The 21,736-nt window shown below is 70.2% G+C and carries 26 protein-coding genes; 15 read left to right on the forward strand and 11 right to left on the reverse strand.

What is annotated here, in order from left to right; genetic code table 11:
- A partial coding sequence (locus tag VJ693_RS17505) for an ABC-F family ATP-binding cassette domain-containing protein (RefSeq protein ID WP_324156198.1) occupies window positions 1–1,561 on the forward strand: 1,561 nt, incomplete at its 5' end.
- Window positions 1,562–1,570: 9 nt separating this feature from the next.
- Here the strand turns inward: VJ693_RS17505 and VJ693_RS17510 are convergent.
- The gene (locus VJ693_RS17510) at window positions 1,571–2,074 is read right to left on the reverse strand and encodes a DUF1579 domain-containing protein (protein ID WP_324156200.1); all 504 of its coding nucleotides are present in this window, start codon (window positions 2,072–2,074) and stop codon (window positions 1,571–1,573) included.
- A gap of 37 nt (window positions 2,075–2,111) precedes the next feature.
- On the reverse strand, window positions 2,112–2,783 hold the full coding sequence (locus VJ693_RS17515; protein ID WP_324156202.1) for an NIPSNAP family protein: 672 nt from the start codon (window positions 2,781–2,783) through the stop codon (window positions 2,112–2,114).
- 34 nt (window positions 2,784–2,817) lie between these two features.
- Here VJ693_RS17515 and VJ693_RS17520 point away from each other — a divergent pair, with 34 nt between their 5' ends.
- A complete protein-coding gene (locus VJ693_RS17520) occupies window positions 2,818–3,825 on the forward strand; it encodes a YafY family protein (protein ID WP_324156204.1) in 1,008 nt (335 codons plus the stop codon).
- Here the strand turns inward: VJ693_RS17520 and VJ693_RS17525 are convergent.
- The 3 genes from VJ693_RS17525 to VJ693_RS17535 form a co-directional block, all read right to left on the reverse strand.
- Entirely contained in the window at window positions 3,822–5,249 is a 1,428-nt protein-coding gene (locus VJ693_RS17525; protein WP_324156206.1) for a dihydrolipoyl dehydrogenase, read from the reverse strand. The genes VJ693_RS17520 and VJ693_RS17525 overlap by 4 nt on opposite strands.
- An 86-nt stretch (window positions 5,250–5,335) precedes the next feature.
- Window positions 5,336–5,857: a MarR family transcriptional regulator gene (locus VJ693_RS17530; RefSeq protein WP_324156208.1), complete on the reverse strand. Its 522-nt coding sequence runs from the start codon at window positions 5,855–5,857 to the stop codon at window positions 5,336–5,338.
- Window positions 5,858–5,917: 60 nt separating this feature from the next.
- Entirely contained in the window at window positions 5,918–6,451 is a 534-nt protein-coding gene (locus VJ693_RS17535) for an outer membrane beta-barrel protein (protein WP_324156210.1), read from the reverse strand.
- A 205-nt stretch (window positions 6,452–6,656) separates the two neighbouring features.
- Here VJ693_RS17535 and VJ693_RS17540 point away from each other — a divergent pair, with 205 nt between their 5' ends.
- On the forward strand, window positions 6,657–7,541 hold the full coding sequence (locus VJ693_RS17540; protein WP_324156212.1) for a hypothetical protein: 885 nt from the start codon (window positions 6,657–6,659) through the stop codon (window positions 7,539–7,541).
- A gap of 12 nt (window positions 7,542–7,553) precedes the next feature.
- On the opposite strand, the gene VJ693_RS17545 is transcribed toward VJ693_RS17540, so the two are convergent.
- Together VJ693_RS17545 and VJ693_RS17550 are read right to left on the reverse strand one after the other, a co-directional pair.
- Entirely contained in the window at window positions 7,554–8,180 is a 627-nt protein-coding gene (locus VJ693_RS17545; protein WP_324156213.1) for a hypothetical protein, read from the reverse strand.
- 100 nt (window positions 8,181–8,280) lie between these two features.
- Complete coding sequence (locus VJ693_RS17550; RefSeq protein WP_324156215.1) at window positions 8,281–11,589, reverse strand: bifunctional diguanylate cyclase/phosphodiesterase; 3,309 nt, start codon at window positions 11,587–11,589, stop codon at window positions 8,281–8,283.
- A 281-nt stretch (window positions 11,590–11,870) separates the two neighbouring features.
- Between VJ693_RS17550 and VJ693_RS17555 the strand changes: the two genes are divergently transcribed.
- Window positions 11,871–12,230: a hypothetical protein gene (locus VJ693_RS17555; protein ID WP_324156217.1), complete on the forward strand. Its 360-nt coding sequence runs from the start codon at window positions 11,871–11,873 to the stop codon at window positions 12,228–12,230.
- Window positions 12,231–12,266: 36 nt separating this feature from the next.
- On the opposite strand, the gene VJ693_RS17560 is transcribed toward VJ693_RS17555, so the two are convergent.
- On the reverse strand, window positions 12,267–13,451 hold the full coding sequence (locus VJ693_RS17560; RefSeq protein WP_324156219.1) for an acetyl-CoA C-acyltransferase family protein: 1,185 nt from the start codon (window positions 13,449–13,451) through the stop codon (window positions 12,267–12,269).
- A 422-nt stretch (window positions 13,452–13,873) separates the two neighbouring features.
- Between VJ693_RS17560 and VJ693_RS17565 the strand changes: the two genes are divergently transcribed.
- The 3 genes from VJ693_RS17565 to VJ693_RS17575 all read left to right on the forward strand — a co-directional run bounded on the left by VJ693_RS17565 (window position 13,874) and on the right by VJ693_RS17575 (window position 14,853).
- A complete protein-coding gene (locus VJ693_RS17565) occupies window positions 13,874–14,107 on the forward strand; it encodes a hypothetical protein (RefSeq protein WP_324156221.1) in 234 nt (77 codons plus the stop codon).
- Window positions 14,108–14,150: 43 nt separating this feature from the next.
- Window positions 14,151–14,408, forward strand: coding sequence for a translation initiation factor IF-1 (infA, locus tag VJ693_RS17570; RefSeq protein WP_324156223.1), 258 nt, complete (start codon window positions 14,151–14,153; stop codon window positions 14,406–14,408).
- A gap of 88 nt (window positions 14,409–14,496) precedes the next feature.
- Complete coding sequence (locus VJ693_RS17575) at window positions 14,497–14,853, forward strand: RNA-binding protein (protein ID WP_324156225.1); 357 nt, start codon at window positions 14,497–14,499, stop codon at window positions 14,851–14,853.
- A gap of 57 nt (window positions 14,854–14,910) precedes the next feature.
- Here the strand turns inward: VJ693_RS17575 and VJ693_RS17580 are convergent, their stop codons facing one another.
- A complete protein-coding gene (locus VJ693_RS17580) occupies window positions 14,911–15,576 on the reverse strand; it encodes a class I SAM-dependent methyltransferase (RefSeq protein ID WP_324156227.1) in 666 nt (221 codons plus the stop codon).
- Window positions 15,577–15,580: 4 nt separating this feature from the next.
- A complete protein-coding gene (locus tag VJ693_RS17585) occupies window positions 15,581–16,303 on the reverse strand; it encodes a hypothetical protein (protein WP_324156229.1) in 723 nt (240 codons plus the stop codon).
- A gap of 305 nt (window positions 16,304–16,608) precedes the next feature.
- Between VJ693_RS17585 and VJ693_RS17590 the strand changes: the two genes are divergently transcribed.
- On the forward strand, window positions 16,609–16,845 hold the full coding sequence (locus tag VJ693_RS17590) for a hypothetical protein (protein WP_324156231.1): 237 nt from the start codon (window positions 16,609–16,611) through the stop codon (window positions 16,843–16,845).
- 23 nt (window positions 16,846–16,868) lie between these two features.
- Here VJ693_RS17590 and VJ693_RS17595 read toward each other — a convergent pair whose 3' ends face one another.
- On the reverse strand, window positions 16,869–17,744 hold the full coding sequence (locus tag VJ693_RS17595; protein WP_324156233.1) for a transglutaminase family protein: 876 nt from the start codon (window positions 17,742–17,744) through the stop codon (window positions 16,869–16,871).
- Between the two features lie 44 nt (window positions 17,745–17,788).
- Between VJ693_RS17595 and VJ693_RS17600 the strand changes: the two genes are divergently transcribed.
- The 7 genes from VJ693_RS17600 to VJ693_RS17630 all read left to right on the forward strand — a co-directional run.
- Window positions 17,789–18,361, forward strand: a complete 573-nt coding sequence (locus tag VJ693_RS17600; protein WP_324156235.1) for a VTT domain-containing protein — start codon at window positions 17,789–17,791, stop codon at window positions 18,359–18,361.
- Between the two features lie 4 nt (window positions 18,362–18,365).
- Window positions 18,366–18,839 (forward strand): GFA family protein, encoded by a 474-nt coding sequence (locus VJ693_RS17605; protein ID WP_324156237.1) that lies wholly within the window; start codon window positions 18,366–18,368, stop codon window positions 18,837–18,839.
- Window positions 18,840–18,914: 75 nt separating this feature from the next.
- Window positions 18,915–19,241: a helix-turn-helix domain-containing protein gene (locus VJ693_RS17610; protein ID WP_324156239.1), complete on the forward strand. Its 327-nt coding sequence runs from the start codon at window positions 18,915–18,917 to the stop codon at window positions 19,239–19,241.
- A gap of 20 nt (window positions 19,242–19,261) precedes the next feature.
- The gene (locus VJ693_RS17615) at window positions 19,262–19,738 is read left to right on the forward strand and encodes an ArsI/CadI family heavy metal resistance metalloenzyme (RefSeq protein WP_324156241.1); all 477 of its coding nucleotides are present in this window, start codon (window positions 19,262–19,264) and stop codon (window positions 19,736–19,738) included.
- Between the two features lie 10 nt (window positions 19,739–19,748).
- Entirely contained in the window at window positions 19,749–20,255 is a 507-nt protein-coding gene (locus VJ693_RS17620; RefSeq protein ID WP_324156245.1) for an arsenate reductase ArsC, read from the forward strand.
- A gap of 59 nt (window positions 20,256–20,314) precedes the next feature.
- A complete protein-coding gene (arsB, locus tag VJ693_RS17625; RefSeq protein ID WP_324156247.1) occupies window positions 20,315–21,343 on the forward strand; it encodes an ACR3 family arsenite efflux transporter in 1,029 nt (342 codons plus the stop codon).
- Between the two features lie 114 nt (window positions 21,344–21,457).
- Window positions 21,458–21,736, forward strand: a 279-nt coding sequence (locus tag VJ693_RS17630) for a MarR family winged helix-turn-helix transcriptional regulator (protein WP_324156243.1), incomplete at its 3' end; no start/stop codon positions are given.

Raw genomic sequence — 21,736 nt, forward strand, 5'->3', positions numbered from 1 at the left:
GGGCGGCTGGCGCATGCGGCTGCAACTGGCCCGTGCGCTGATGTGCCCGTCCGACCTGCTGCTGCTCGACGAGCCGACCAACCACCTGGATCTGGACGCCCTGGTCTGGCTGGAAGGCTGGCTGCAGCGCTATGTCGGCACGTTGGTCGTCATCAGCCACGACCGCGAGTTCCTCGACGCCATCACCCAGGTCACGCTGCACCTGGACGACGCCAAGCTCACGCGCTACGGCGGCAACTACACGACCTTCGAGGAGATGCGCGCCGAGCGCATGAGCCAGCAGGCCGCGGCGTTTGCGAAGCAGCAGGATCGCATCGCCCACCTGCAGCGCTTCATCGACCGCTTCAAGGCCAAGGCCAGCAAGGCCAAGCAGGCCCAAAGCCGCGTCAAGGCGCTGGACCGTATGGAGCGCCTGGCCCCCGTGCTGACCGCCAGCGACTTCAACTTCGAGTTCCGCGAGCCGCAAAGCCTGCCGAATCCGATGCTCGCCTTGAGCGACATGGTGTGCGGATACAAGGCCGCCAACGAAGACGGGAGCGACAAGCCCATCGTCCACCACATCAACCGCACCGTCCTCGCCGGCCAGCGCATCGGCGTGCTCGGCGCCAACGGCCAGGGCAAGTCGACCTTCGTGAAGACGATCGCCCGCGAACAGCCGGCCCTGGCCGGCACGGTCACCGAAGGCAAGGGCCTGGCGATCGGCTATTTCGCGCAGCAGGAGATGGACCTGCTGCACGCCGACGACACGCCGCTGCAGCACATGGTGCGCCTGGCGCGCACCGTCGGCCCCGAGGCGCGCGAGCAGGAGCTGCGCGACTTCCTCGGCCAGTTCCGCTTCGTCGGCGACATGGTGCACCAGCCGATCGGCACGCTGTCGGGCGGCGAGAAGGCACGCCTGGTGCTCGGCTCGCTGGTCTGGCAACGCCCCAACCTGCTGCTGCTCGACGAGCCGACCAACCACCTCGACTTGACGACCCGCGAGGCGCTGTCGATGGCGCTCAACGAGTTCGAAGGCACGGTGATGCTGGTCAGCCACGACCGCGCGCTGCTGCGCGAGGTCTGCGACGAGTTCTGGCTCGTCGCCGACGGCGCGCTGAAGCCCTTCGACGGCGACCTGGACGACTACCAGCGCTGGCTGCTGGAGCGCAGCCGCGAGGCGGCGCGCGCGCTGTCCGGCAAGGCGGCGCCGGCCCCGGCGGTGAAGGCCAGCCCGGCATCCACCCCCGCACCCGCGCCGAAGACCGGCCCGGCCGCCAAGGCCGCCGCCCCGGCACCGGCCGGCGGCCGCGACGACCGCAAGGCCTCGGCCCAGGCGCGCGCGAAGCTCGCCGACCGCACCCGCCCGCTGCGCAATGAGGTGTTGAAGATCGACCAGCGGCTCGCGAAGCTGCACGCCGAGCAGGCCGAGGTCGAGGCCCAGCTCGCGAGCCCGGGCCTGGCCGGCGAGCAGTTCGCCGAGCTGGGCCGGCGGCTGGCCCACGTGCAGGCCGAGGTGTCCATGCTCGAAGAGCGCTGGCTCGAGGTGCAGACCGAGATCGAGGCGATCACCGCGGCGGGTTGACGTCCCGGGTCACGCGAGCCGCTCGAAATCCATCTCCCAGTTGGTCTCCCAGGTCTTCCCGCCATCCGGCGAGAAGGCCTGCTCCCAGCGCGGGGACGGCGTGGCCGTGCGCAGCCAGAGAAAGCGCACCTTGATCGCCATGCCACGCAAGGTCTCGTCGGCGTAGAACACGCCCTCGCCGCCCTCGAAGCGGCCGACCATCGGCACGTCCACCTGGCGCGGGTAGCGGCCGTCGAGCCACCAGATCGACCACTGGCGCGTGGCGGGGTCGAAGGCGCGCATCGTCGCCGCACGGTAGCTGCCCTGCGGCAGGTTGATGATGTTGTCGTCCAGCGTGCCCTGGCCGCCGAGCAGCGGCTGGGCGATGCTGACGCCGTCGAACACCTCCCACTCGGTGCAGCCGGCCAGCCGCTCGCGCAGGCGGCGATGGTGGACGCGCCAGTGGCCGAAGATGAAGTCGAAGTCGTGGCTCGTGCCGGCGTGCGGGGTGGCGATCAGTTCAGCAGCGTTCATTGCAGGTCTCCTGGGGTGGGTTGGGGAAGCGGCAGGGTCAGGCGCGCGGCGAGCCGGCCGTGGGTGACAGCCGCAGCACGAGCGGCCGGGCGCGCAGCCAGGGCTCGAAGGCCGGCAGCCCGGGCAACGGGCCATCGGACGGCCAGGCGCACAGCACGACGAGCACCGGCCCGTCGGTGCGCACCGGCAAGCGGGGAAAGTTGTTCGGCGCCGGCTCGGTCTCGAAGACGGCCAGCTCCTGCGCTCCGGCATCGCGCAACGAGCGCAGCCAGGGCACGACGGCGCGCTCGCGCAGCGCGCCGTCGGCCGGCTCGGCCAGCGGCAGCACGACGGCGCGCCACGGCCGGGGCACCGCGGCTCGCTGCGCCGGCCCCAGCCCAGGCAGCCCGGCCAGCCCGGAGCTGGGCCGCAGCAGCAGCACGTCGTCGGAGTCGACCATCGTCGCGTTCGCCGCCGTGCGGTGCGCCTGCCACAGCGGCCCGCCGTAGAAGGCCGCCAGGGCCTTGGCCCGTGCCGGCATGTCGGCAAAGCTGCGCAGCCAGGTGAAGCGGTCGGGCGCCTCGGGCTCGCGGAAGACCGCCAGCACGTCGATGCCGACGGCCTGCTGGCCGGTGATGAATTCGCGCTCGAAGAGCTCGATCAGGTCGTCGCGCCGGCCAGGCTGCATCAGGTAGCGGCGCAGTTCGATCACGGTGTGGGGGGTGTCCATGGCCGGCATCGTGCGCTGCCAAAGCTGACAAGGCATGTCAGCTTTTTCGAACTACATTGGCTGCATGCGCGCGAGCCGCCTGCTGTCGATCCTGATGCTGCTGCAAAGCCGCGGCCGGCTGAGCGCACCCGCGCTGGCCGAGGCGCTGCAGGTCTCGGTGCGCACCGTCTACCGCGACGTGGATCACCTGAGCGCCTCGGGCGTGCCGATCTGGGCCGAGAACGGGCGGCTCGGCGGCTTCGAGCTGCAGGCCGGCTGGCGCACCCAGCTCACCGGGCTGACCGTGCCCGAGGCGCGCGCCGTCTTCCTGGCCGGCCTGCCGGGGCCGGCCTCGGAGCTCGGCCTGGGCGAGGCGATGGCCTCGGCCCAGCTCAAGCTGCTGGCGGCCCTGCCCGACGGCTGGCGCGTCGATGCCGAGCAGGTGGCGAGCTGCTTCCACCTCGACCCGAGCGACTGGTACCACGCTGCACTGCCCGCGCCGCATCTGCGCGAGGTGGCCGCCGCCGTGTGGAGCCGGCAACGCGTGCGCATGCGCTACGAGAGCTGGAACCAGACCAGCGAGCGCGTGGTCGAGCCGCTCGGCCTGGTGCTGAAGTCCGGCCGCTGGTACCTGGTGGCCCGCAGCGCGCGCGCCGATGCCGAGCCGCGCATCCACCGCGTCGACGCGATCCGCGAGCTGGTGGCGCTGGACGAACGCTTCACGCCACCGGCGGGCTTTGCGCTGCCCGCCTGGTGGGCCGAAGCCGCCGCGCGCTTCGAAGCCGGCCTCTACCGCGCCAGCGCCACGCTGCGCGTCACCGAGGCCGGCCTGACCCGCCTGCGCCAGCTCGGCACGCGCGTGGCCGAGGCGGCACTCGACAACGCCCGGCCCTGCGAACGCGAAGCCTGGATTGAGACCGAGGTGCCGATCGAATCGATCGAGCATGCGGCGCGGGAGCTGCTGCGCCTGGGCGACCAGGGCGAGGTGCTGGCGCCGCCGGCACTGCGCACCGCGCTCGCCGAAGCGCTGCGGCGCGCTGTCGGCCTGTATGCACCAGCCTAGGCACCCGGCCCGCAATCGAGGCAGCGCTCGACCGGCGGCGGGCCCATGCGCAGCGCACGCTGCACGATGCGCAGCGCGGTGCGCAGCCCCTCTTCGATGACCGGGTGGTAGAACGGGCTGTCGAGCATCTGCTGCACCGTGTCGCCCCGCTGGATGGACCACGACAGCAGATGCCCCAGGTGTTCGGCCGCCGGGCCGATCATCTCGGCGCCGAGCAGCCGGCCGCTGCCGTGCTCGGCGTAGATGCGCAACGCGCCGCGGTTCTTCAGCATCACGCGGCTGCGCCCCTGGTCGTCGAAGGAGACTTCGCCGGTTTCGAACGACGCGCCGTCGTGGCACAGCGCGCGGTGGCTGCTACCTGCCAGCATGATCTGCGGGTCGGTGAAGGCGACGGCCAGCGGCGCGCGGCGCGGGCGCTCGCGCACATCGGGCCAGCGGCCGGCGTTGTCACCGGCGATGCGCCCTTCGTCAGCCGCCTCGTGCAACAGCTCGACCTCGCTGTTCGCATCACCGGCGATGAAGACATGGCTGTTGCCGATCTGCCCCGTGCGGCGGTCGAAATGCGGCACTCCCTGGGCATCCAGCGGCAGCCGGGTGTGCTCCAGGCCGAGCTGGTGCAGGTTCGGCGCGCGCCCGGCGGCGGCCAGCACCCAGTCGAAGCGCTGCTCACCGGCCTCGGTGTGGACGACGACCTCGTCACCCTCGCGCCGCAGCGCCAGGTTCTTCGCCTCGAGCTGGACCGGCAGCTCGGCCGCGAAGAGCTCGCGCGTGAGCGCCTGCAGCGCCGGGTCTGTCAACGGGCCGATGCGTGCGCTGCGGCCGTACAAGCGCACCCGCACGCCCAGGCGGTGCAGCGCCTGCGCGAGCTCGAGCGCGATCACGCCCGCGCCCAGCACGGCCACCGAGCGCGGCAGCGTCTGCCAGGCGAAGACATCGTCGTTGACCAGCAGGCGGTCGCCCGCCGCCTCGCGCCAGTTGGCCGGCACGCTCGGGTGCGAGCCGGTGGCGATCACGATGCGATCGGCGATCACCCGTGTGTGCTCGCCGACCTGCAGCGTGTGGTCATCGACGAAGCGCGCGAAGCCGTGCAGCCGGTGCTCGGCCGGCCACTGGCCGACGGCTTCGGTGACGAAGCCGACGAAACGGTCGCGCTCGTTGCGCACGCGCCGCATCACCGCCTCGCCGTCGATGCGCACGGGGCCAGCGTGCACGCCAAAGGCGCCGGCATGCTCCGCCGTGTGGGCGGCCTCGGCCGCGGCGATCAGCAGCTTGCTCGGCATGCAGCCGACGCGGGCGCAGGTCGTGCCGAAGGGCCCGCCCTCGATCACGACGATGCTGCGCGTGTGGGCCAGCGCCGAGCGGTAGGCGGTCATGCCGGCGGTGCCGGCGCCGATGACGGCCACGTCGACCTGCAGCTGTTTCATCGGGGGCCCTTTCAAGGGTGCGCAAAGGTGCGCCGGATGCCAGCCTACCCCGGTGGCGGCCCCCGCGCCAGCCGCGCGAACGCGGATCAGCCTTCGCTCGGTGCGCGGCTCAGTGCGTTGTTCGCCCTGACCAGCACCTGCAGCATGCGCATGAACTCGGCGCGCTCGGCCGCCGGCAAGGGCTGCAGGATGCGCTCCTGCGTGCGGCGCATCGCCGGGACCACCGCTGCCAGCACGGCATGGCCCTCGTCGGTCAGCGCGAGCAGGCGCACGCGGCGGTCGGCCGGGTCCAGGCTGCGCTGCACGAGGCCACGTGCCTCGAGCCGGTCGATCACGCTGGCGATGGTGGAGGTGTCGAAGCCGATCGAGCGCGCCAGCGTGCGCTGGTCGACGCCGGGCGAGTTCGCCAGCGCCTGCAGCGTCGCGAACTGCACGGGCGTCACGCCCTGGGCTTCGGCCTCCTGCAGGAAGATGGCCACCGCGATCTGCTGCAACCGGCGAATGGCATTGCCAGGCAGCGCGTCGAGATCGATCGCGGCGGCGGGCGGCGCCGTGGGCGCCGTGGGTGTCGTGGGTGGAGGGGTCGCCGGGTTCTTCGTGCTCGCCATGACCGGACTGTAGCGTCGGTCAGCGTGCTGACGATCGCCCGCCGCCCCACCTCGGCCCCGTCAGAACCGGTAGTTCAGGCCCACCGTGGTCTGGCCGACGCCGGGCTTGGCGTCGAAGGCGCTGGTGAACTGGTAGCGCTCGTACTGCGCACGCAGCGCGACCGACTTGCTCAGGTCGTACTGCACGCCGGCGCCCAGTTTCAACGCGGGGCTGGAATCGTCACCATTGGTGGTGTCCCAGCGGCCGTAGGCCGCGCCCGCCGAACCCAGCAGCGAGAGCTTGTCGTTCAACGGGTAGAAGCCCACCGCGTCGACGAAGGCGCCGCGGGCATTGGCGCGGCCGGTCGAGTTGTCGATGTGGCCGAGTTCGAAGCCACCGGCCTCGACGGCGAAGTTCGGGTTGATCTGATAGCCGCCGTACAGCTTCAGCCCGGTTCCGCTGCCGCCGCCCACGACGCCATTGACGCTGCTGTGATAGTCGGGCAGGCCAACGCTGCCGCCCACGTAAAGCCCCTCCGCCTGCGCGGCGCCGAGCGCCCCCGCCAGCAAGGCGGTGAAGACGATGGCCTTGGCGACCCCAGGTTGCTTGCGCATGAGAAAACTCCTTTGCTCTTTGCTTGACGCATCGACGTGACGCGTTGGAGTCATCCTCCCCAGCGCGCATTGCCTGGTCGTTGCGCGAGGTGGCCGGCGCGTGACAGCTGAAACCGGGCCGGCAACGTAGCTTTACGTCCCTAGCCTGGTGGACAGACCTCGCCGGCTGCGCGGCGTAGAGTCGCCGCGCAGGAGGAATCGCGACATGAGCTTCCCGCTTCGGCAGTTCTCGCCCCTGGACGTGATCCTGGGCCACCACGTGGCGGACGGCTTCGCCCAGATCCCGCGCCGCTTCCTGGCGCAGGGCGACTCGTGGTTCTCGTTCGGCTCGGTGAACCCGCTGGCCACCGGCAACATGATGGACGGCATGGCCTTCGAGAAGGAGAGCTGCGTCGTCAACTGCGCGCACCCGGGCGATGTGCTCAACCACATGGTCGACAAGCGGCGCGAACCGTTGTTTTCGAGCCTGTTGCTGGGTCACCAGGCCTGGCGCTGGGATGCGATCCTGCTCTCGCCCGGCGGCAACGACCTGATCGATTTCATCCGCGTGCCGTCGGTCGACGGCCAGGGCCGGCCGGTGCCGCCCTTCCTGCGTGCGCTGCTGACGCCCGAAGAGCGCGGCGGCTCGCCGGACAGCGAGGCCGCCTACGTCAGCGAGCAGGGTTGGGACACCTTCGTGCAGCACCTGGTGCCGCAGTACCACGAGTTCATCGCGATGCGCGATGCGGCGTCGAGCCAGAGCGCCGGCGTGCCGATCTTCGTGCACACCTACGACTTCATCACGCCGCGCAACGCCGGCGCGGGCGCCGGCAAGGGGCCGTGGCTCTTTCCAGCGCTGGTCGACTACGAGGTGCCCCAGGCCCTGTGGATCCCGCTCACGCGCTTGTTCCTGGCACGGCTGACCGGCCTGATGCGCAGCCTGGCGCTCCCCAGCTTCCACGTGATCGACACCCAGGCCACGCTGGTGCCGGCGGACCTAGGCAGCACCGGCGACGACCACGACTGGGCCAACGAGATCCACCCGAACCCGGGTGGCTACCTGAAGCTGGGCCGCGTGTTCGCCGCCGGCATCGAGGCGCTGATGCCTTGATGTCGCGCCGGCTCAGTGGGCCGGCTGTCCCACCTCGCCACCGCACCAGGCGGCATCCTTCTTCGCGCCCACTTCACCTCCACACCAGGCGGCATCCTTCTTCGCGCCCACTTCACCTCCACACCAGGCGGCTTCCTTCTTCGCCCCCACCTCGCCGCCGCACCAGGCCGCCTCCTGTTTGGCACCCACCTCGCCGCCGCACCAGGCCATGCCTTGGCCACCGGCGGCGTTGGCCGGAACGATGTCGCCGAAATCGTTGGCGAACAGCGCGTGCAGCGCGGTCGCGGCCTGGTCACGTGCCGGCTCGTCGTCGAGCATGCCGAGGTAGGGGTTGTGGTGCAGGAACTCGCCGAAGATGCGCTCGCAGTCGGCGGCATAGCGGCGCGTGTCCAGGATATGCGCGTGCCAGAACTTGTCGATGTCGCGCGTCGGGGCGATCTGCGTGCCGGGGTGCGTGGCCAGCAGCGTCAGGAAGCGCCGGTAGGCCTGTTCGACGCGATCGGTGTGCTCGGGCGTCCAGCCGTGGCCGTCGCTCTTGCTCGCGAGCTTTCGGCGCACGAGCGACAGGTCCAGTGCTTCGATCTCGGCGCGGGCCCGCGACAGGCGCCCGGCTTCGTTGTTGTCGTGCAGCAATTGCATGGTATCGATCTCCCAGGGAAGGACCACGAGGTCCGCAAGAAGAAATGCCGTCGGCCCGATGCTTCCGGCGCTCACACCCGCTGGCCGGCAGGAGCGGCTGTCACGCCGCCACCGCCGGGCCCACGAGATGTCGGAGGTCGCGCACGAGGAACTGGCTCATCTCGTCCGCGGTGATGGGTTTGCTGAGGAAGTAGCCCTGGATCTGGTCGCACTGGCTGGCGCGCAGGAAGCCCAGTTGCTCGATCGTCTCCACGCCTTCGGCCACCACCGTCATGCGCAGGCGATGGGCCAGGCCGACGATCCCGGCGGTCAGCGCCGCTGCGTCGTCGTCGGCCGGCAGGTCCTTGATGAAGGAGCGGTCGATCTTCAGCGTCGAGAGCGGAAAGCGCTGCAGGTACGACAGCGACGAATAGCCGGTGCCGAAGTCGTCGATCGCCACCGACATGCCCAGCTCGCGCAACTCGCGCAGCTGGGCCGCGGCGCGCGCCGGGTTGCGCATCACGCCGCTCTCGGTGATCTCGAGCTCGAGCAGGGCTGGATCGAGCCGCGACTGGGCCAGCACGCGCTTGATCTCGTCGACCAGCGCCGGCCGGTTCAGCTGGCGCCATGACAGGTTCACGCTGACCTGGACCGCCTGGCCCTGGTCCTGCCAGCGGCGCGCGTCCCGGCAGGCCACCTCGAGCGCCCACTGCCCCATCGCCTCGATCAGGCCCGCGTCTTCGGCGATTGGAATGAACTGCGCCGGCGACACCAGGCCCAGCGAGGGGTGGCGCCAGCGCATCAACGCCTCGACGCCGACGATGCAGCCGGTCTTCAACTCCATCTTGGGCTGGTAGACGAGGAACAGCTCCTCGCGCTCGAGCGCGCGGTGCAGGCTGCTCTCGAGGGCCAGGCGGTCCTGGCCATGCGAATGACCTTGCGCCGAATGGAATTCGTAGCTGCCCGCGCCCTTTTCCTTCGCGCGGTACATCGCCTCGTCGGCGTGCATCAGCAGCGCCTCCACGTCCTGCCCGTCGTCGGGGAACATGCTGACGCCGATGCTCGCGCTGGCCGCCAGCTCGCGGCCGTTGATCTCGGCCGGCACGCTCATGCGGTTCAGGATCTTGGTCAACGGCGCCACCGCGTCGGCCGCGCCGGACAGGCCTTCCAGCAGCACGACGAACTCGTCCCCGCCAAAGCGGGCCACGGTGTCGCTCTCGCGCACGCACTCGCGCAGCCGCCGCGCGCACACGCGCAGCAGCTCGTCGCCGGCGCTGTGGCCGAGGCTGTCGTTGACGTGCTTGAAACGATCCAGGTCCATGAACAGAACAGCCACGCGCGTGCCCTGTTCCGCGGCACGCTGGGTGGCCTGGGTCAGGCGCTCGTGCAGCAACGGCCGGCTGGCCAGGCCGGTCAGGGCGTCGTGGTTGGCCATGTAGCGCAGGGCCTTCTCGGCCTGATGGCGCTGCAGGAACTGCGCCAGCTGGCTGGCCACCGAGCGCATGAAACCCTCGCTGTCGCGGTCCACGCTGACCGGGCTGCGGTTGAAGAACTCCAGTGCCGCACGGCGCGCGCCGGCCATCACCGGCACGACGAGCGCCGCCTGCAGGCCGAAGCCGGCGGCGACCCGGTCGACACCCGGCTGCGCGTCGCCGCCCGACGGGATGCCGCGCCACACCGGCTGGCCGGTGGTCCAGGCCGGCTCGAGGTGGCCGTCGGTCCGCAGTTCACTGCTGGCGTGCATGGCGTCGGCGAATTGCGCGGCCTGCGGCAGCGCGCCTTGCGCCCAGGCGTGCAGGCAGCGCACCGGGCCAGCCGCGTCGCGCGTCCAGCAGGCCGCCGCATGCCACTGCAGCAGGGTGCCGATGGACGACATCACGTAGGCGATCGCGCGCTCCGGGTTGTCCTCGACGGCCAGCCGCCTTGCAATGTCGTGCGCCAGCTCCAACCGCAGCGCGGCCTTGCGGCGCGAGGTTTCATCGCGCACCGTGGCCCGCACCTGCTGGCCGTTGTCCGCGCCGTCTCCGCTGCGCTGCAAGGTCAGGTGAACCCAGCGGGCCGCGGCCTCGCCCACCTCCGGCGGTTGCACGGCATGCTCGATCTCGACGGGCAGCGGCGACTGCCGGGCCCGCTCGATCGCCTCGCGCAGGCCACCGCGCTGCGCCTCGGGCACCAGCGCGAGCAGCGCCTCGAGCGTCAGCGGCCCGCCGCCGGCATGGCCATAGATGCGGTGCGCCTCGCCCGCGCATTCGATGAGCCCGCTGTCGATGTCCAGCACCCAGCTGCCCAGCCGCGCCAGCGACTGCGCCTCGGCCAGGCGCTGCTCGCTGATGCGCAGGCTGCGCGTCATGTCGAGCGCCATGCCGAGCGCACGGCGCTTGGACCCCATCAGGCTGAACAGCACGCCGGCGAGCAGCAGGCTGATGACGCAGCCGCCCGCCAGGATGATGACCGGCAGCATGCGCTCCCACGGACCCACGCCGGCATCGAAGGGCGCCGAGGCCTCGACCAGCCAGATCCGCCCGCCGAGCTTGAACGATTGGACGAGGTACTGCCCCGTCTCGGGCTTTGGCGCCAGGCGGCCAGCGGCCACGGTGCCGGCGGTATCGAACAGCAGCTTGTCGGGTAGCACGGCCGGCCGGGGGCCGGCCGCGGCTTCGGGCCCGCCGTCGAACACGCGCAGCCGCACGTCCGGCCCGATGCCGGGCAGGTCCGTCAACATGCGGGTGACGAGGAAGCCGGCGCCGACACTGCCGACGTAGGCGGCGCGACGCTCCCCGACGCTACCCAGGGGCATGCCGGGGCGGTACACGGGCATGCGCATCGCCAGCCCGATCTGCCCCTCCTGGCCTCGTATCTGGATCATCTTGCCCGAGGCACTCAGGCGCCCGGTGTCGCGCGCACCGTCGAGGGCCGCCCGCACATCGGGAAAGGCCGCGATGTCCTTGCCGATGTAGCGCTCGTTGCCGGCCCAGGGCTCGATCATCGCCAGCGGCTGGTACTCGTCGCGCACGCCCGGCGGGCTGATCGCGTAGGGCGAGGTGCCGGCCGGCAGTTCGCGCCGCAGGGCGGCCTCGAATGCGTCGCGCCCATCGCCCGGCACGCGCGGCGCGAAGTTCAGCACTTGGAAGCCCGGGAAGCTGCGCTTGAGGTCCAGCGCATCGGCATAGCGCTTGAAGGCCTCGCGCGGGATCTCGCCGGTGCTGAACAGGGCCCGCAGGCCGGTCAGCACCTCGACGTAGGCGGCGAAGCGCCGCTCGACCTCGTCGCCACCGCCGACGCCGGCGGATTCGAAGCGCAGCTCCGCATTGCGCCGCGAGTCCTCGCGCGCCGTGCGGCTCATCGCGATCGACAGCGCCAGCCCCGCGAGCAGCACCAGGGTCACGCCCAGCCGGTAGCGCCACGGCAATGGTTGATCGGCCTTGCCCATCTGTGTTTTCTCCCTGGGCGAGCTGCGGGGGCCCGTTCGAGGCCAGCCCACGCTCACCATGACGCACTTTCGGGATGCGGCAGCGGCACTTGATTGACAAATGGCAAGCTGGCGGGCGGGCTCACAACTTGCCCCCGGCGAATGCCGAATCGATCACGCCGGCGGCAGGCTGGCCGCCGGTGGTGGTTCCCCTGTGTGCGCGTGTAAACGGGCGAGTGAAAGGTCAGCGGCGGCCCGGCGGCCGGCGTTGAGGGGGCATGTCCTCAGCTTTCGGGGGTCCCATGAACTCGCCCAGATCTTCGCTGCTGGCGCTGGCCAGCGCGCTCGCTGCCAGCGCCCTGATGACGGCCTGCTATGTCGTACCGGCGCGGCCTTATGACGGTGGCTACACGTACGACGATGGTTACGACTACGGCGGCGTCGTCACAGTCGCACCGCCGGCGCCCCGGGTCGAGGTGATCGGCGTCGCGCCCTTCCCGGGCGCTCTGTGGATCGGCGGCTTCTGGCGTTGGGGCGGCCATCGCCACATCTGGGTGCCCGGCCGCTGGGAATCGCCGCGCCCGGGCTACCGCTACGAACCGCACATGTGGCAGCCCCAGGGCCGCGGTTGGCGCGAGTCGGGCGACCGCTGGGTGCGCTGACCGCACACCGCTTGCCGCCACCCATCCCGCGGCGGGTCAGACCCGCTCGAACACCGCCGCGATGCCCTGCCCGCCGCCGATGCACATGGTGACCAGCGCGTAGCGGCCGCCCGTGCGGTGCAATTCATAGACCGCCTTGGTGGCCAGGAAGGCACCTGAGCAGCCGATCGGGTGGCCGAGCGCGATCGCACCACCGTTCGGGTTGACCTTCTTCATGTCGAACTCGAGGCCGCGCGCGACCGCGATCGCCTGGGCGGCAAAGGCCTCGTTGCTCTCGATCACGTCGATCTGGTCCAGCGTCAAGCCGGCCTTCTTCAGCGCCAGGCGGGTCGCGGGGATCGGCCCCTCGCCCATGATCTCGTTCGGCACACCGGCCACGGCATAACCGGCCAGGCGGGCCAGCGGCTTGTGGCCGGCGGCAGCGGCGATCGTCGCATCGCCGAGCACGAAGAAGGCCGCACCGTCGTTGATGCCCGAGGCATTGCCGGCGGTCACCGAGCCGTCCTTCTTGAAGGCGGGCTTGAGCTTGGCCAGCGATTCCATCGTCGTGCCCGGCTTCACGTGCTCGTCGGTGTCGAACACGACCTCGCCCTTCCTCGTCTGCTTGACGATCGGCACGATCTGGCTCTTGAAGCGCCCTTCGGCGATCGCGGCCGCGGCCTTGCGGTGCGATTCGACCGCCAGCGCGTCCTGCTCCTCGCGGGTGATGCCCCACTTGGCGACGAGGTTTTCGGCCGTGATGCCCATGTGACCGACACCGAAGGGGTCGGTCAGCGTGGCGACCATCGTGTCGATCAGCTTGGTGTCGCCCATGCGGGCTCCGGTGCGCATGGCGGTGCTGAGGTAGCCGCCGCGGCTCATCACCTCCACGCCGCCGCCGACGCCGTAGTCGCAATCGCCGAGCAGGATGTTCTGCGCCGTCGTCACAATGCCCTGCAGGCCCGACGAGCACAGGCGGTTCACCGCCATCGCCACCGACTCCATCGGCAGCCCGGCCTGGATCGAAGCCACGCGTGCCACGTAGGCCGACCGGCTCTCGGTCGGGATGGTATTGCCGACCGTCACGTAGTTGATCGCCTTGGGGTCGACGCCGGAGCGCTCGACGGCCGCCTTCATCACCGTGCCGGCCAGTTCGGCCGGCTCGATATCGGCCAGCGAGCCACCGAAAGTACCGATGGCCGAACGGGCCGCACCCAGAACCACCACGTCACGCTTGCTCATGCTGAAAGTCTCCGAAAAGGAAATGGACGGTATTGATGATGCACCTTTCGGAATGCCGGGTGACTGACGGCCGGCACAAACCCGGTAACCGGGATACAATGCGTTCCATGCCGCGCTTTGCTCACTGACGCGGCAATGGTCGCCCGACCGATTTCGATACGGGCGGCAACGTCGCCTGACACGGCCTTCGCAGCCCCGGCTGCCACCGCCACCCCTCCGACCGGCCCCACGGCCTTCGCGGTCGTCAGCCACACTCCAGCGGCGAGCTCCATCCCCCGGCTTTTTCCATCTCGCAGCCGGGTGCGCACTGCGGCGCTGCACGCACACACCCGCTTTTCTGAAGCGGCTGCCTCGTCAAAGCGCAGCTCCGACTGTCATCATCCTATTTTTGCGCGCGGCGCCTCGAAGGCACCGCCGACACCATGACCACCATCCGCGAAAAGACGTTCTCGGTGGGCAAGTATCTTGTCTCACCACTCACCCGACTCACCGACGCCGGCCAATACGCCGCGTCGCTCTCCATCCGCAGCGGCAGCGGCACGGGCACCCATGACCGGGTGTTTCGCTTCGTGCCGCAATTCGACACCCGCGCCGGTGCCCGGCGCTACGCGATCGAGCAAGGCATGACCTGGCTGCGCGAACCCGGCCTCGCCTGAGCGCGCCAAGGCCACCCCCAATTCGATTCCCCAAGGAGATTCATTGGCCAAGGAAGAACTCATTGAAATGCGCGGCCTCGTCGAAGACGTGCTGCCGGATTCGCGCTACCGCGTCGTGCTGGAGAACGGCCACATCCTCGTGGCCTACACCGCCGGCAAGATGCGCAAGAACCACATCCGCATTCTTGCGGGTGACCGCGTGTCGCTCGAGCTGTCGCCTTACGACCTCAGCAAGGGCCGCATCACCTTCCGCCACCTCGACGGCCGGCCCACCGGCTCGGCGCCGCGGCGCCCCCGTTGACCGCATGTCGCGGCAACGATTTTCGTTTTCCCCTCGCGTGCTGGCCAATTTTCAGTGCCATGCACGCCTTATCTGAAAGGCACCCCCAATGGGTAACAAGCTCTACGTCGGCAACCTCACTTACGCGATGCGTGACGACGACCTGCAACAACGCTTCTCCGAGTTCGGCACGGTGACCTCCGCCAAGGTCATGATGGACCGTGACACCGGCCGCTCGAAGGGCTTCGGCTTCGTCGAGATGGGTTCCGACCAAGAGGCCCAGGCAGCCATCCGCGGCATGAACGGCCAATCGGTCGACGGCCGCGCGCTGGTGGTCAACGAAGCCCGTCCGCGCGAAGAGCGTCCGGGCGGCTTCGGTGGCGGCGGTTCGCGCAGCGGCGGCGGCGGCGGCTACGGCGGCGGCCGCAGCGGCGGCGGCGGCTACGGCGGTGGCCGCGGCTACTGATCGCCCGCACGCGATCCACGAAAGGGGCCGGCAACGGCCCCTTTTTTCATGGGCGCGTCAGGGCAGGCGCTTGCGCGCCAGCGTCAGCCCGTCACCCACGGTGAGCAGCGACAGGTCGATGCGCTCGTCGCCATGCAACTTGTCGTTCAGCGCCTGCAGCGCGGCGGTGTCGGCATCCTGGGCCGGCGCGGCCACCGCGCCGCCCCACAGCGTGTTGTCGAAGGCAATCACGCCACCGGGGCGCATGAGCTGCAGGCAACGCTCGTAGTAGGCGTCGTAGCCGGCCTTGTCGGCGTCGATGAAGGCGAAGTCGTAGGTGCCGGCCTCGCCGGCGGCCAGACGTGCATCCAGCGTCTGCCGCGCCGGCGCGAGCACCAGCTCGATCTTGTGCTCGACCCCCGCCCGGCGCCAGAAAGGGCGCCCGACTCGGGTGTATTCGTCGCTGATGTCGCAGGCCAGCAGGTGCCCGCCGTCCGGCAGCGCCAATGCCACGGCCAGCGCGCTGTAGCCGGTGAAGGTGCCGATCTCGATCGTCCGTTTCGCCGCCAGCAGCCTGACGAGCAGCGCCATGAATTGGCCCTGGTCCGGCCCGATCTGCATGCCGGCGTGCGGGTGGTCGCGGGTCGCCTCGCGCAGCGCGGCAAGCTCGGGGTGCTCGCGCACCGAGTGCGCCAGCACGTAGCGGTAGAGCCGGTCGTCGATGGGCAGGGTGCGCGAAGTCATGATTTCATTTTGAGTCCACGGTGCCGGCCGGCGCCATCTCGGCAAACCAAGCCAATGCGCGCGACAGTGGTTCCGCGTCGATCTCATGGCCGCCCTCGGCGAACTCGAGCCGCACCTGGGTGAAGCCGGCGCCCAGCAACTCGGCCTGCAGGCGGCGGTGCCGCGCGGGCGTCGCAACGCGGTCCTTCAGCCCACCTTGCAGGAACACGGGCACGCGCCGGAAACGATCATCGAACACACCGAGCTGCCGCGCTGCGGCTTCCAGCGGCTCCTCGTTGATGCCCGCCAGGTAGACGCCCACCACGCGGCGCCCCTGGCGCGCCAGCAGCGCTGCCAGCCAACCCGAGTACTTCGCACCGCCCGAGAAGCCGGCCAGCGCGAGCGGCGCCCGGTCCGCCTGGGGCCAGTGCAGCTGCAAGGCCGCCAGCGCGGCACTGGCCAGGGCGAAGCGCAGTGTCAGGCGGTCATCCTCCTGCGACACCGCCGGCTCCGGGTCGGCCGCGATGACGACCCAGCCAGCCGCCGTCGCCGCACTGCGGTAGGCCTGGGCCAAGGCACGGCTGGACTGGTGGCCCGGGTCCGAGGTGGCATTGACCAGCAGCACGGGCCACGAGCGTGCGGCGTCGAAACGGGCCGGCAGTGCCACGTCGACCAGGGCGCGCTGGACCGATGCCGCGCCGGCGAACTGGCGCAAGGCGCCGGGCAACTCGACGGCGAAGCGCGCCATTTCGCCCGGCACGAGCGTCGGCGCTGAGGCAGGCGCCGCAGCGGCTACCGGAGCTGGCGCCCCGGCCGCGCAGACCACGGGCCCCAACAAGGCCGCGCCAAGCGCCCACGCCGTCGCTGCCCACCGCGCCATTGGCCCGATTGCCCCCTGGTTGGCCGCTGGCGTCCACACGTATCGCCCCTCCCCCGAACAAAGGAAGTCCAGTGCTGCAACCGGAGTACGATGGTTCGGCCTCGCCCGGTATTCCTTGGAGTATCGCCCCGCCGCAGCGCGCCCGACCCCGGACGCCGACCCAAGGAACCGCCATGTCCACCTACCCCACCCGCCTGCCGGCGCCGCGTCTCGAGCTCTTGCACGCCGCCCTGCCGGAAATCGTCGGCCTGCTGCTGCGCCGGCGCGCCGCAGACATCCCCGATGGCTACATCGACGACTACGTGGCCCTGAACTGGATCGAGTGGCACGGCGGCACGCTGCGCCTGACGACCACCGGCGAGAACATCTCGCGCCAGCGCAGCGTCCGCTCGCCCGCCGAGGCCAGCTGAGGCCGCCTCGTCGGTCGACCCTCTCAGTCGGTCGACAGGGCCTCGCGGCAGTGATGCGGCACGACGAAGCCGTGCGCCGCGTCGTCGACCGCCTCGGCGTGGATCACCGGCGGGCTGGACTGCACCGCACCGAAGATGGTGGCAATCGCCACGTCGGCCGCATCGCGGCCGGTGCCCAGGCGCACCAGGCCCATCGGGATCGCCGTGCCTGACGGGTCGAAGATGTACCAGCGGTCGCCCAGGTACACCTCGACGTAGGCGTGGAAATCGGGCGGCCCGAGCGCCGGGTCGGCCCCGTAGTCGGTGCCGGTCGCGAAGCGCGCGGGGATGTTGACCGCGCGGCACAGCGCGATCATCAGGTGGGCGAAATCGCGGCAGACACCGCGCTGCTCGATCAAGGTGTCGACCGCCGAGGTGCTGGAGTTCGAGGTGTTCGAGACGAAGCTCACCTGGCGCTGCACCCACTGCTGGATGGCCTGGACCCGGCTGTAGCCCTGCCACAGCCCGCCGAATTCCTTGATGGCGAACTGAACCAGCCGGTCCGACTGGCAATAGCGGCTCGGGTAGAGGTAGCCCAGCACATGCAACGGCAGATGCTGCACCGGCACCTCGGCCAGCTGACCGGGGTCGCCGCGGTGATGCGCCAGGTCGACCGTCGCCGCGTAGCGCAGCTTCAGCTCGCCGGGCAGCGCATGCAGCCGCAGGTACCGGTTGCGCGAGACGGGGTCGACATCCAGCCGCGATGGCACGGACTGGCTGAGGGTCAGGTTCTCGCTGACCACGGTCTGGCAGGGTGCGTGCGCGGCGTGGATGTTCCAGATGAAGTCGGCGCCGTGCTCGCCGACCTGGTAGTCGAGGTCGACCTGGAGCCGGATGCGAACGATCGGGGAAGGTGTCATCGTCACAGTGTGCACCCGACGGCGCGCGGGGTCAGAATCCCCGCATGCATCGCTACATCCGCCTTGCCGCTGTCGCACTCTTCCTGGCGGGCCTGTGGGCCGTGTTCGAGTTCTCGGGACTGCGGTCGCAGTTCAGCGTCCAGGCCGTGCACGACAGCTTCGAGCGGCACCTCGTCACGGGGCTGCTCGCCTTCGCCGGCCTGTTCGCGCTCGGCAACCTCGTGCAGATCCCCGGCTGGGTCTTTCTCGCGGCCGCCGTGCTGGCGCTGGGCCGCCTGTGGGGCGGGCTCGCGACCTACGTGGCCGCCTGCGCGTCGTGCTGCACCACCTTCGCGATCGTGCGGCTGCTCGGCGCCGATGCGCTGCGCCAGCTGCCCGGCCGCCTGAGCGAGCGCCTGTTTGCCCGGCTGGATGCACACCCGCTGCAGAGCGTGCTGGTGTTGCGGCTGCTGTTCCAGACGGTGCCGGCCTTGAACGTGGCGCTCGCGCTGTCGGGCGTGCGCTTCCGGCATTACCTGGCCGGCACGCTGCTCGGCCTGCCGCTGCCCATCCTCGTGTACGTGCTGTTCCTCGATTCATTGGCCCGTGCGCTGCACTGGCCGCTACCCGGAGGGTGAAACCATGCTGCTCGAAGGTTCCTGCCACTGCCAGGCTGTGCGCTTCTCCGTCGAATCGCACGAGCCGGTGCCGTTCATGCGCTGCCATTGCTCGATCTGCCGCAAGACGGCCGGCACCGGCGGCTACGCGATCAACCTGGGCGCGGTCTACGAGACCATGCAAGTCCAGGGCAACGAAAACCTCTCGGTCTACCGCGCCACGATGGAAGGTGGCCAGCCCAGCACGGCCCACCGGCATTTCTGCAAGCTCTGCGGCACGGCGCTGTGGGTGTGGGACCCGAACTGGCCCGAGCTCGTGCACCCGCATGCCGGGGCGATCGACACGCCGCTGCCGGTGCCGCCCTCGGTGACGCACATGATGCTCGGCTCCAAGCCCGACTGGGTGCAGGTGCGGCCCGAGCCCGAAGATGAGACCTTCGACGCCTACCCGGACGAATCGCTGGCCGCGTGGCACCAGCGGCACGGTCTGGCCTTCTGACCTGGCCCCGTCGGTGCCGGCATGACCCATATGCGGGCGCTTGACTCGCTTCTATCTTTCGATAAACTTCGAATCATGGAAGAGAAAGCCGCCGTCATCGCCCTTGCTGCCCTGGCCCAGGAGGCGCGCCTGCGCGTCTTCCGCGCGCTCGTCGGCGCTGCGCCCGAGGGGCTCACGCCAGGCGCGCTGTCCGCGATGCTCGATGTGCCCGCGTCCACCCTGTCCTTCCACCTGAAGGAGCTGGTCCATGCCGGGCTCGTGGCCGCCGAGCGCGACGGCCGCAACCTGATCTACCGGCCGTCCATCGCGCAGATGAACGCGCTGCTCGCCTACCTCACCGACCACTGCTGCCAGGGCCAGTCCTGCGGCACCGGCGCGGCACGCCGCCGCACCACCTGTTGAACCACCCACCGGAGCTTTCCATGAAGCGCTTTCACGTCCATCTGCACGTCGACGACCTCCAGCGAAGCATCGGCTTCTACGCCAAGCTGTTCGCCGCCGAGCCCACGCGCGTCGAGGCCGACTACGCCAAGTGGATGCTCGACGACCCGGCCGTCAACTTCGCCATCTCCACGCGTGGCACCCAGCCCGGCATCGACCACCTGGGCATCCAGACCGACGACCCGGCCGAGCTCGCCGCGATGAAGGCCCGCGCCGAAGCGGCCGACATGGCGCTGCAGGACGAAGGCGAGACCACCTGCTGCTATGCCCGCAGCGAAAAGCACTGGGTGACCGACCCGCAGGGCATCGCCTGGGAGCATTTCCACACGCTGGCCGACATCCCGGTGTTCAACGAGGCCGCCAGCGCGCAGCCGTCGGCGTCGGCCTGCTGCGCGCCCACGCCCCGCGGCAAGCCGATCGGCATCCCGGTCAAGGCCTCCGGTTCGTCCTGCTGCTGACCTCATGACCATGACCACCCACGTTCTCATCCTCTGCACCCACAACTCGGCGCGCAGCGTGCTCAGCGAAGGCATGCTGAACCACTGGGCGAACAAGCTCGGCAAGAGCGTTCGCGCTCACAGCGCCGGCAGCGCGCCCAGCGGCCGCATCAACCCCTTCGCGCTCGAAGCGCTGGCCAACGCCGGGGTGGACACCACCGGCTACCGCAGCAAGAGCTGGGACGAATTCAGCGCCGACGGCGCGCCGCCGCTGTCCATCGTCATCACCGTGTGCGACAGCGCAGCGGCTGAAGCCTGCCCGGTCTTCTTCGGCGGCTCGAACGGCCAACCGGCCAAGGTGCACTGGGGCTACCCCGACCCGTCGAACGCCGAAGGCGGCGACGAGGGCAAGCGCCGCGCGTTCGAGCTGACGCGCCAGGCCATCGGCTACCGCATGCTGCAGTTGCTGGCACTGCCGCTCGAGACGATGGACCGCGCGGCGCTGCAGGTCGCGCTGGCCGAGATCGGCCACAGCTGAAGGGGTTGGGAGTGAACACCACCACCACGCTACCCGCCGCCTGCCCCGCCCCGGCGCCGATGAGTGTCTTCGAGCGTTACCTCACCGTCTGGGTGGCCCTGTGCATCGTCGCCGGCATCGCGCTCGGCCAGATGCTGCCCGGCCCTGTTCAAGCCATCGGCCGGATGGAGGTGGCCCAGGTCAACCTGCCGGTCGGCCTGCTGATCTGGGTGATGATCATCCCGATGCTGCTGAAGGTCGACTTCGGCGCGCTGCATCAGGTCAGGCAGCACTGGCGCGGCATCGGCGTCACGCTGTTCGTCAACTGGGCCGTCAAGCCGTTCTCGATGGCGCTGCTGGGCTGGCTGTTCATCCGCCAGGTCTTCGCGCCCTGGCTGCCGGCCGGGCAGCTCGATAGCTACGTCGCCGGCCTGATCCTGCTCGCCGCCGCGCCCTGCACGGCGATGGTGTTCGTGTGGAGCCGGCTGACCAACGGCCACCCGCTGTTCACACTGAGCCAGGTCGCGCTGAACGACACCATCATGGTGTTCGCCTTCGCGCCCATCGTCGCGCTGCTGCTCGGGCTGTCGAGCATCACCGTGCCGTGGGCCACGCTGGTGACCTCGGTCGTGCTGTACATCGTGATCCCGGTGTTGATCGCCCAGGCCTGGCGCAAGGCGCTGCTGCGGCGCAGCCAGGCGGCTCTCGATGTGGCACTCGCGAAGATCGGGCCGTGGTCGATCACCGCGCTGCTGGCCACGCTGATGCTGCTGTTCGCCTTCCAGGGCGAGGCGATCCTGCGGCAGCCGCTGGTGATCGCGATGCTGGCGGTGCCGATCCTGATCCAGGTGTTCTTCAACTCGGGCCTGGCCTACTGGCTGAACCGGCGCTTGGGCGAATCGCACAGCGTGGCCTGCCCGTCGGCACTGATCGGTGCGAGCAATTTCTTCGAGCTCGCGGTGGCCGCGGCGATCAGCCTGTTCGGCTTCGAATCGGGCGCGGCACTGGCCACGGTGGTGGGCGTGCTGATCGAGGTGCCGGTCATGCTGCTCGTCGTGCGGGTCGTCAACCGCAGCAAGGGCTGGTACGAGGCAGGCGCGTCCGCCTGACGACTCCCCCACCGAACGGAGCCGCGGCTCCGTTCTTTTCGCCGCAATAGTTGCTATTGACAACTTCAACCGAGGAACGCACAGTGCCACCGGACAGTTGCTACAAGCACCGACATGGATCGCACCGTCACCCCGCCCGGCCTGGCCGGCAGCCTGTTGCGCGAGGTCGCGCGGCTGTACACCCGCGCGCAGCGCGTGGTCGCCGACTGCTGCCACACCACCAGCACCCAGTGCCACCTGCTCACCGAGCTCGCCCGCTCGGGGCCGCAACCGCTGTCGGAGCTGGGCGCGCGGTTGTTCCTGGAAAAGAGCTGGGTGTCGCGCGCGGTCGACGCGATGGTCGCGCGTGGTCTGGTCACCAAGGAGCCCAACCCCGCCGATGCAAGGAGCTGG

Source organism: Ideonella sp. (genome assembly GCF_035254525.1).
In the GTDB taxonomy this organism is placed as follows: domain Bacteria; phylum Pseudomonadota; class Gammaproteobacteria; order Burkholderiales; family Burkholderiaceae_C; genus Ideonella.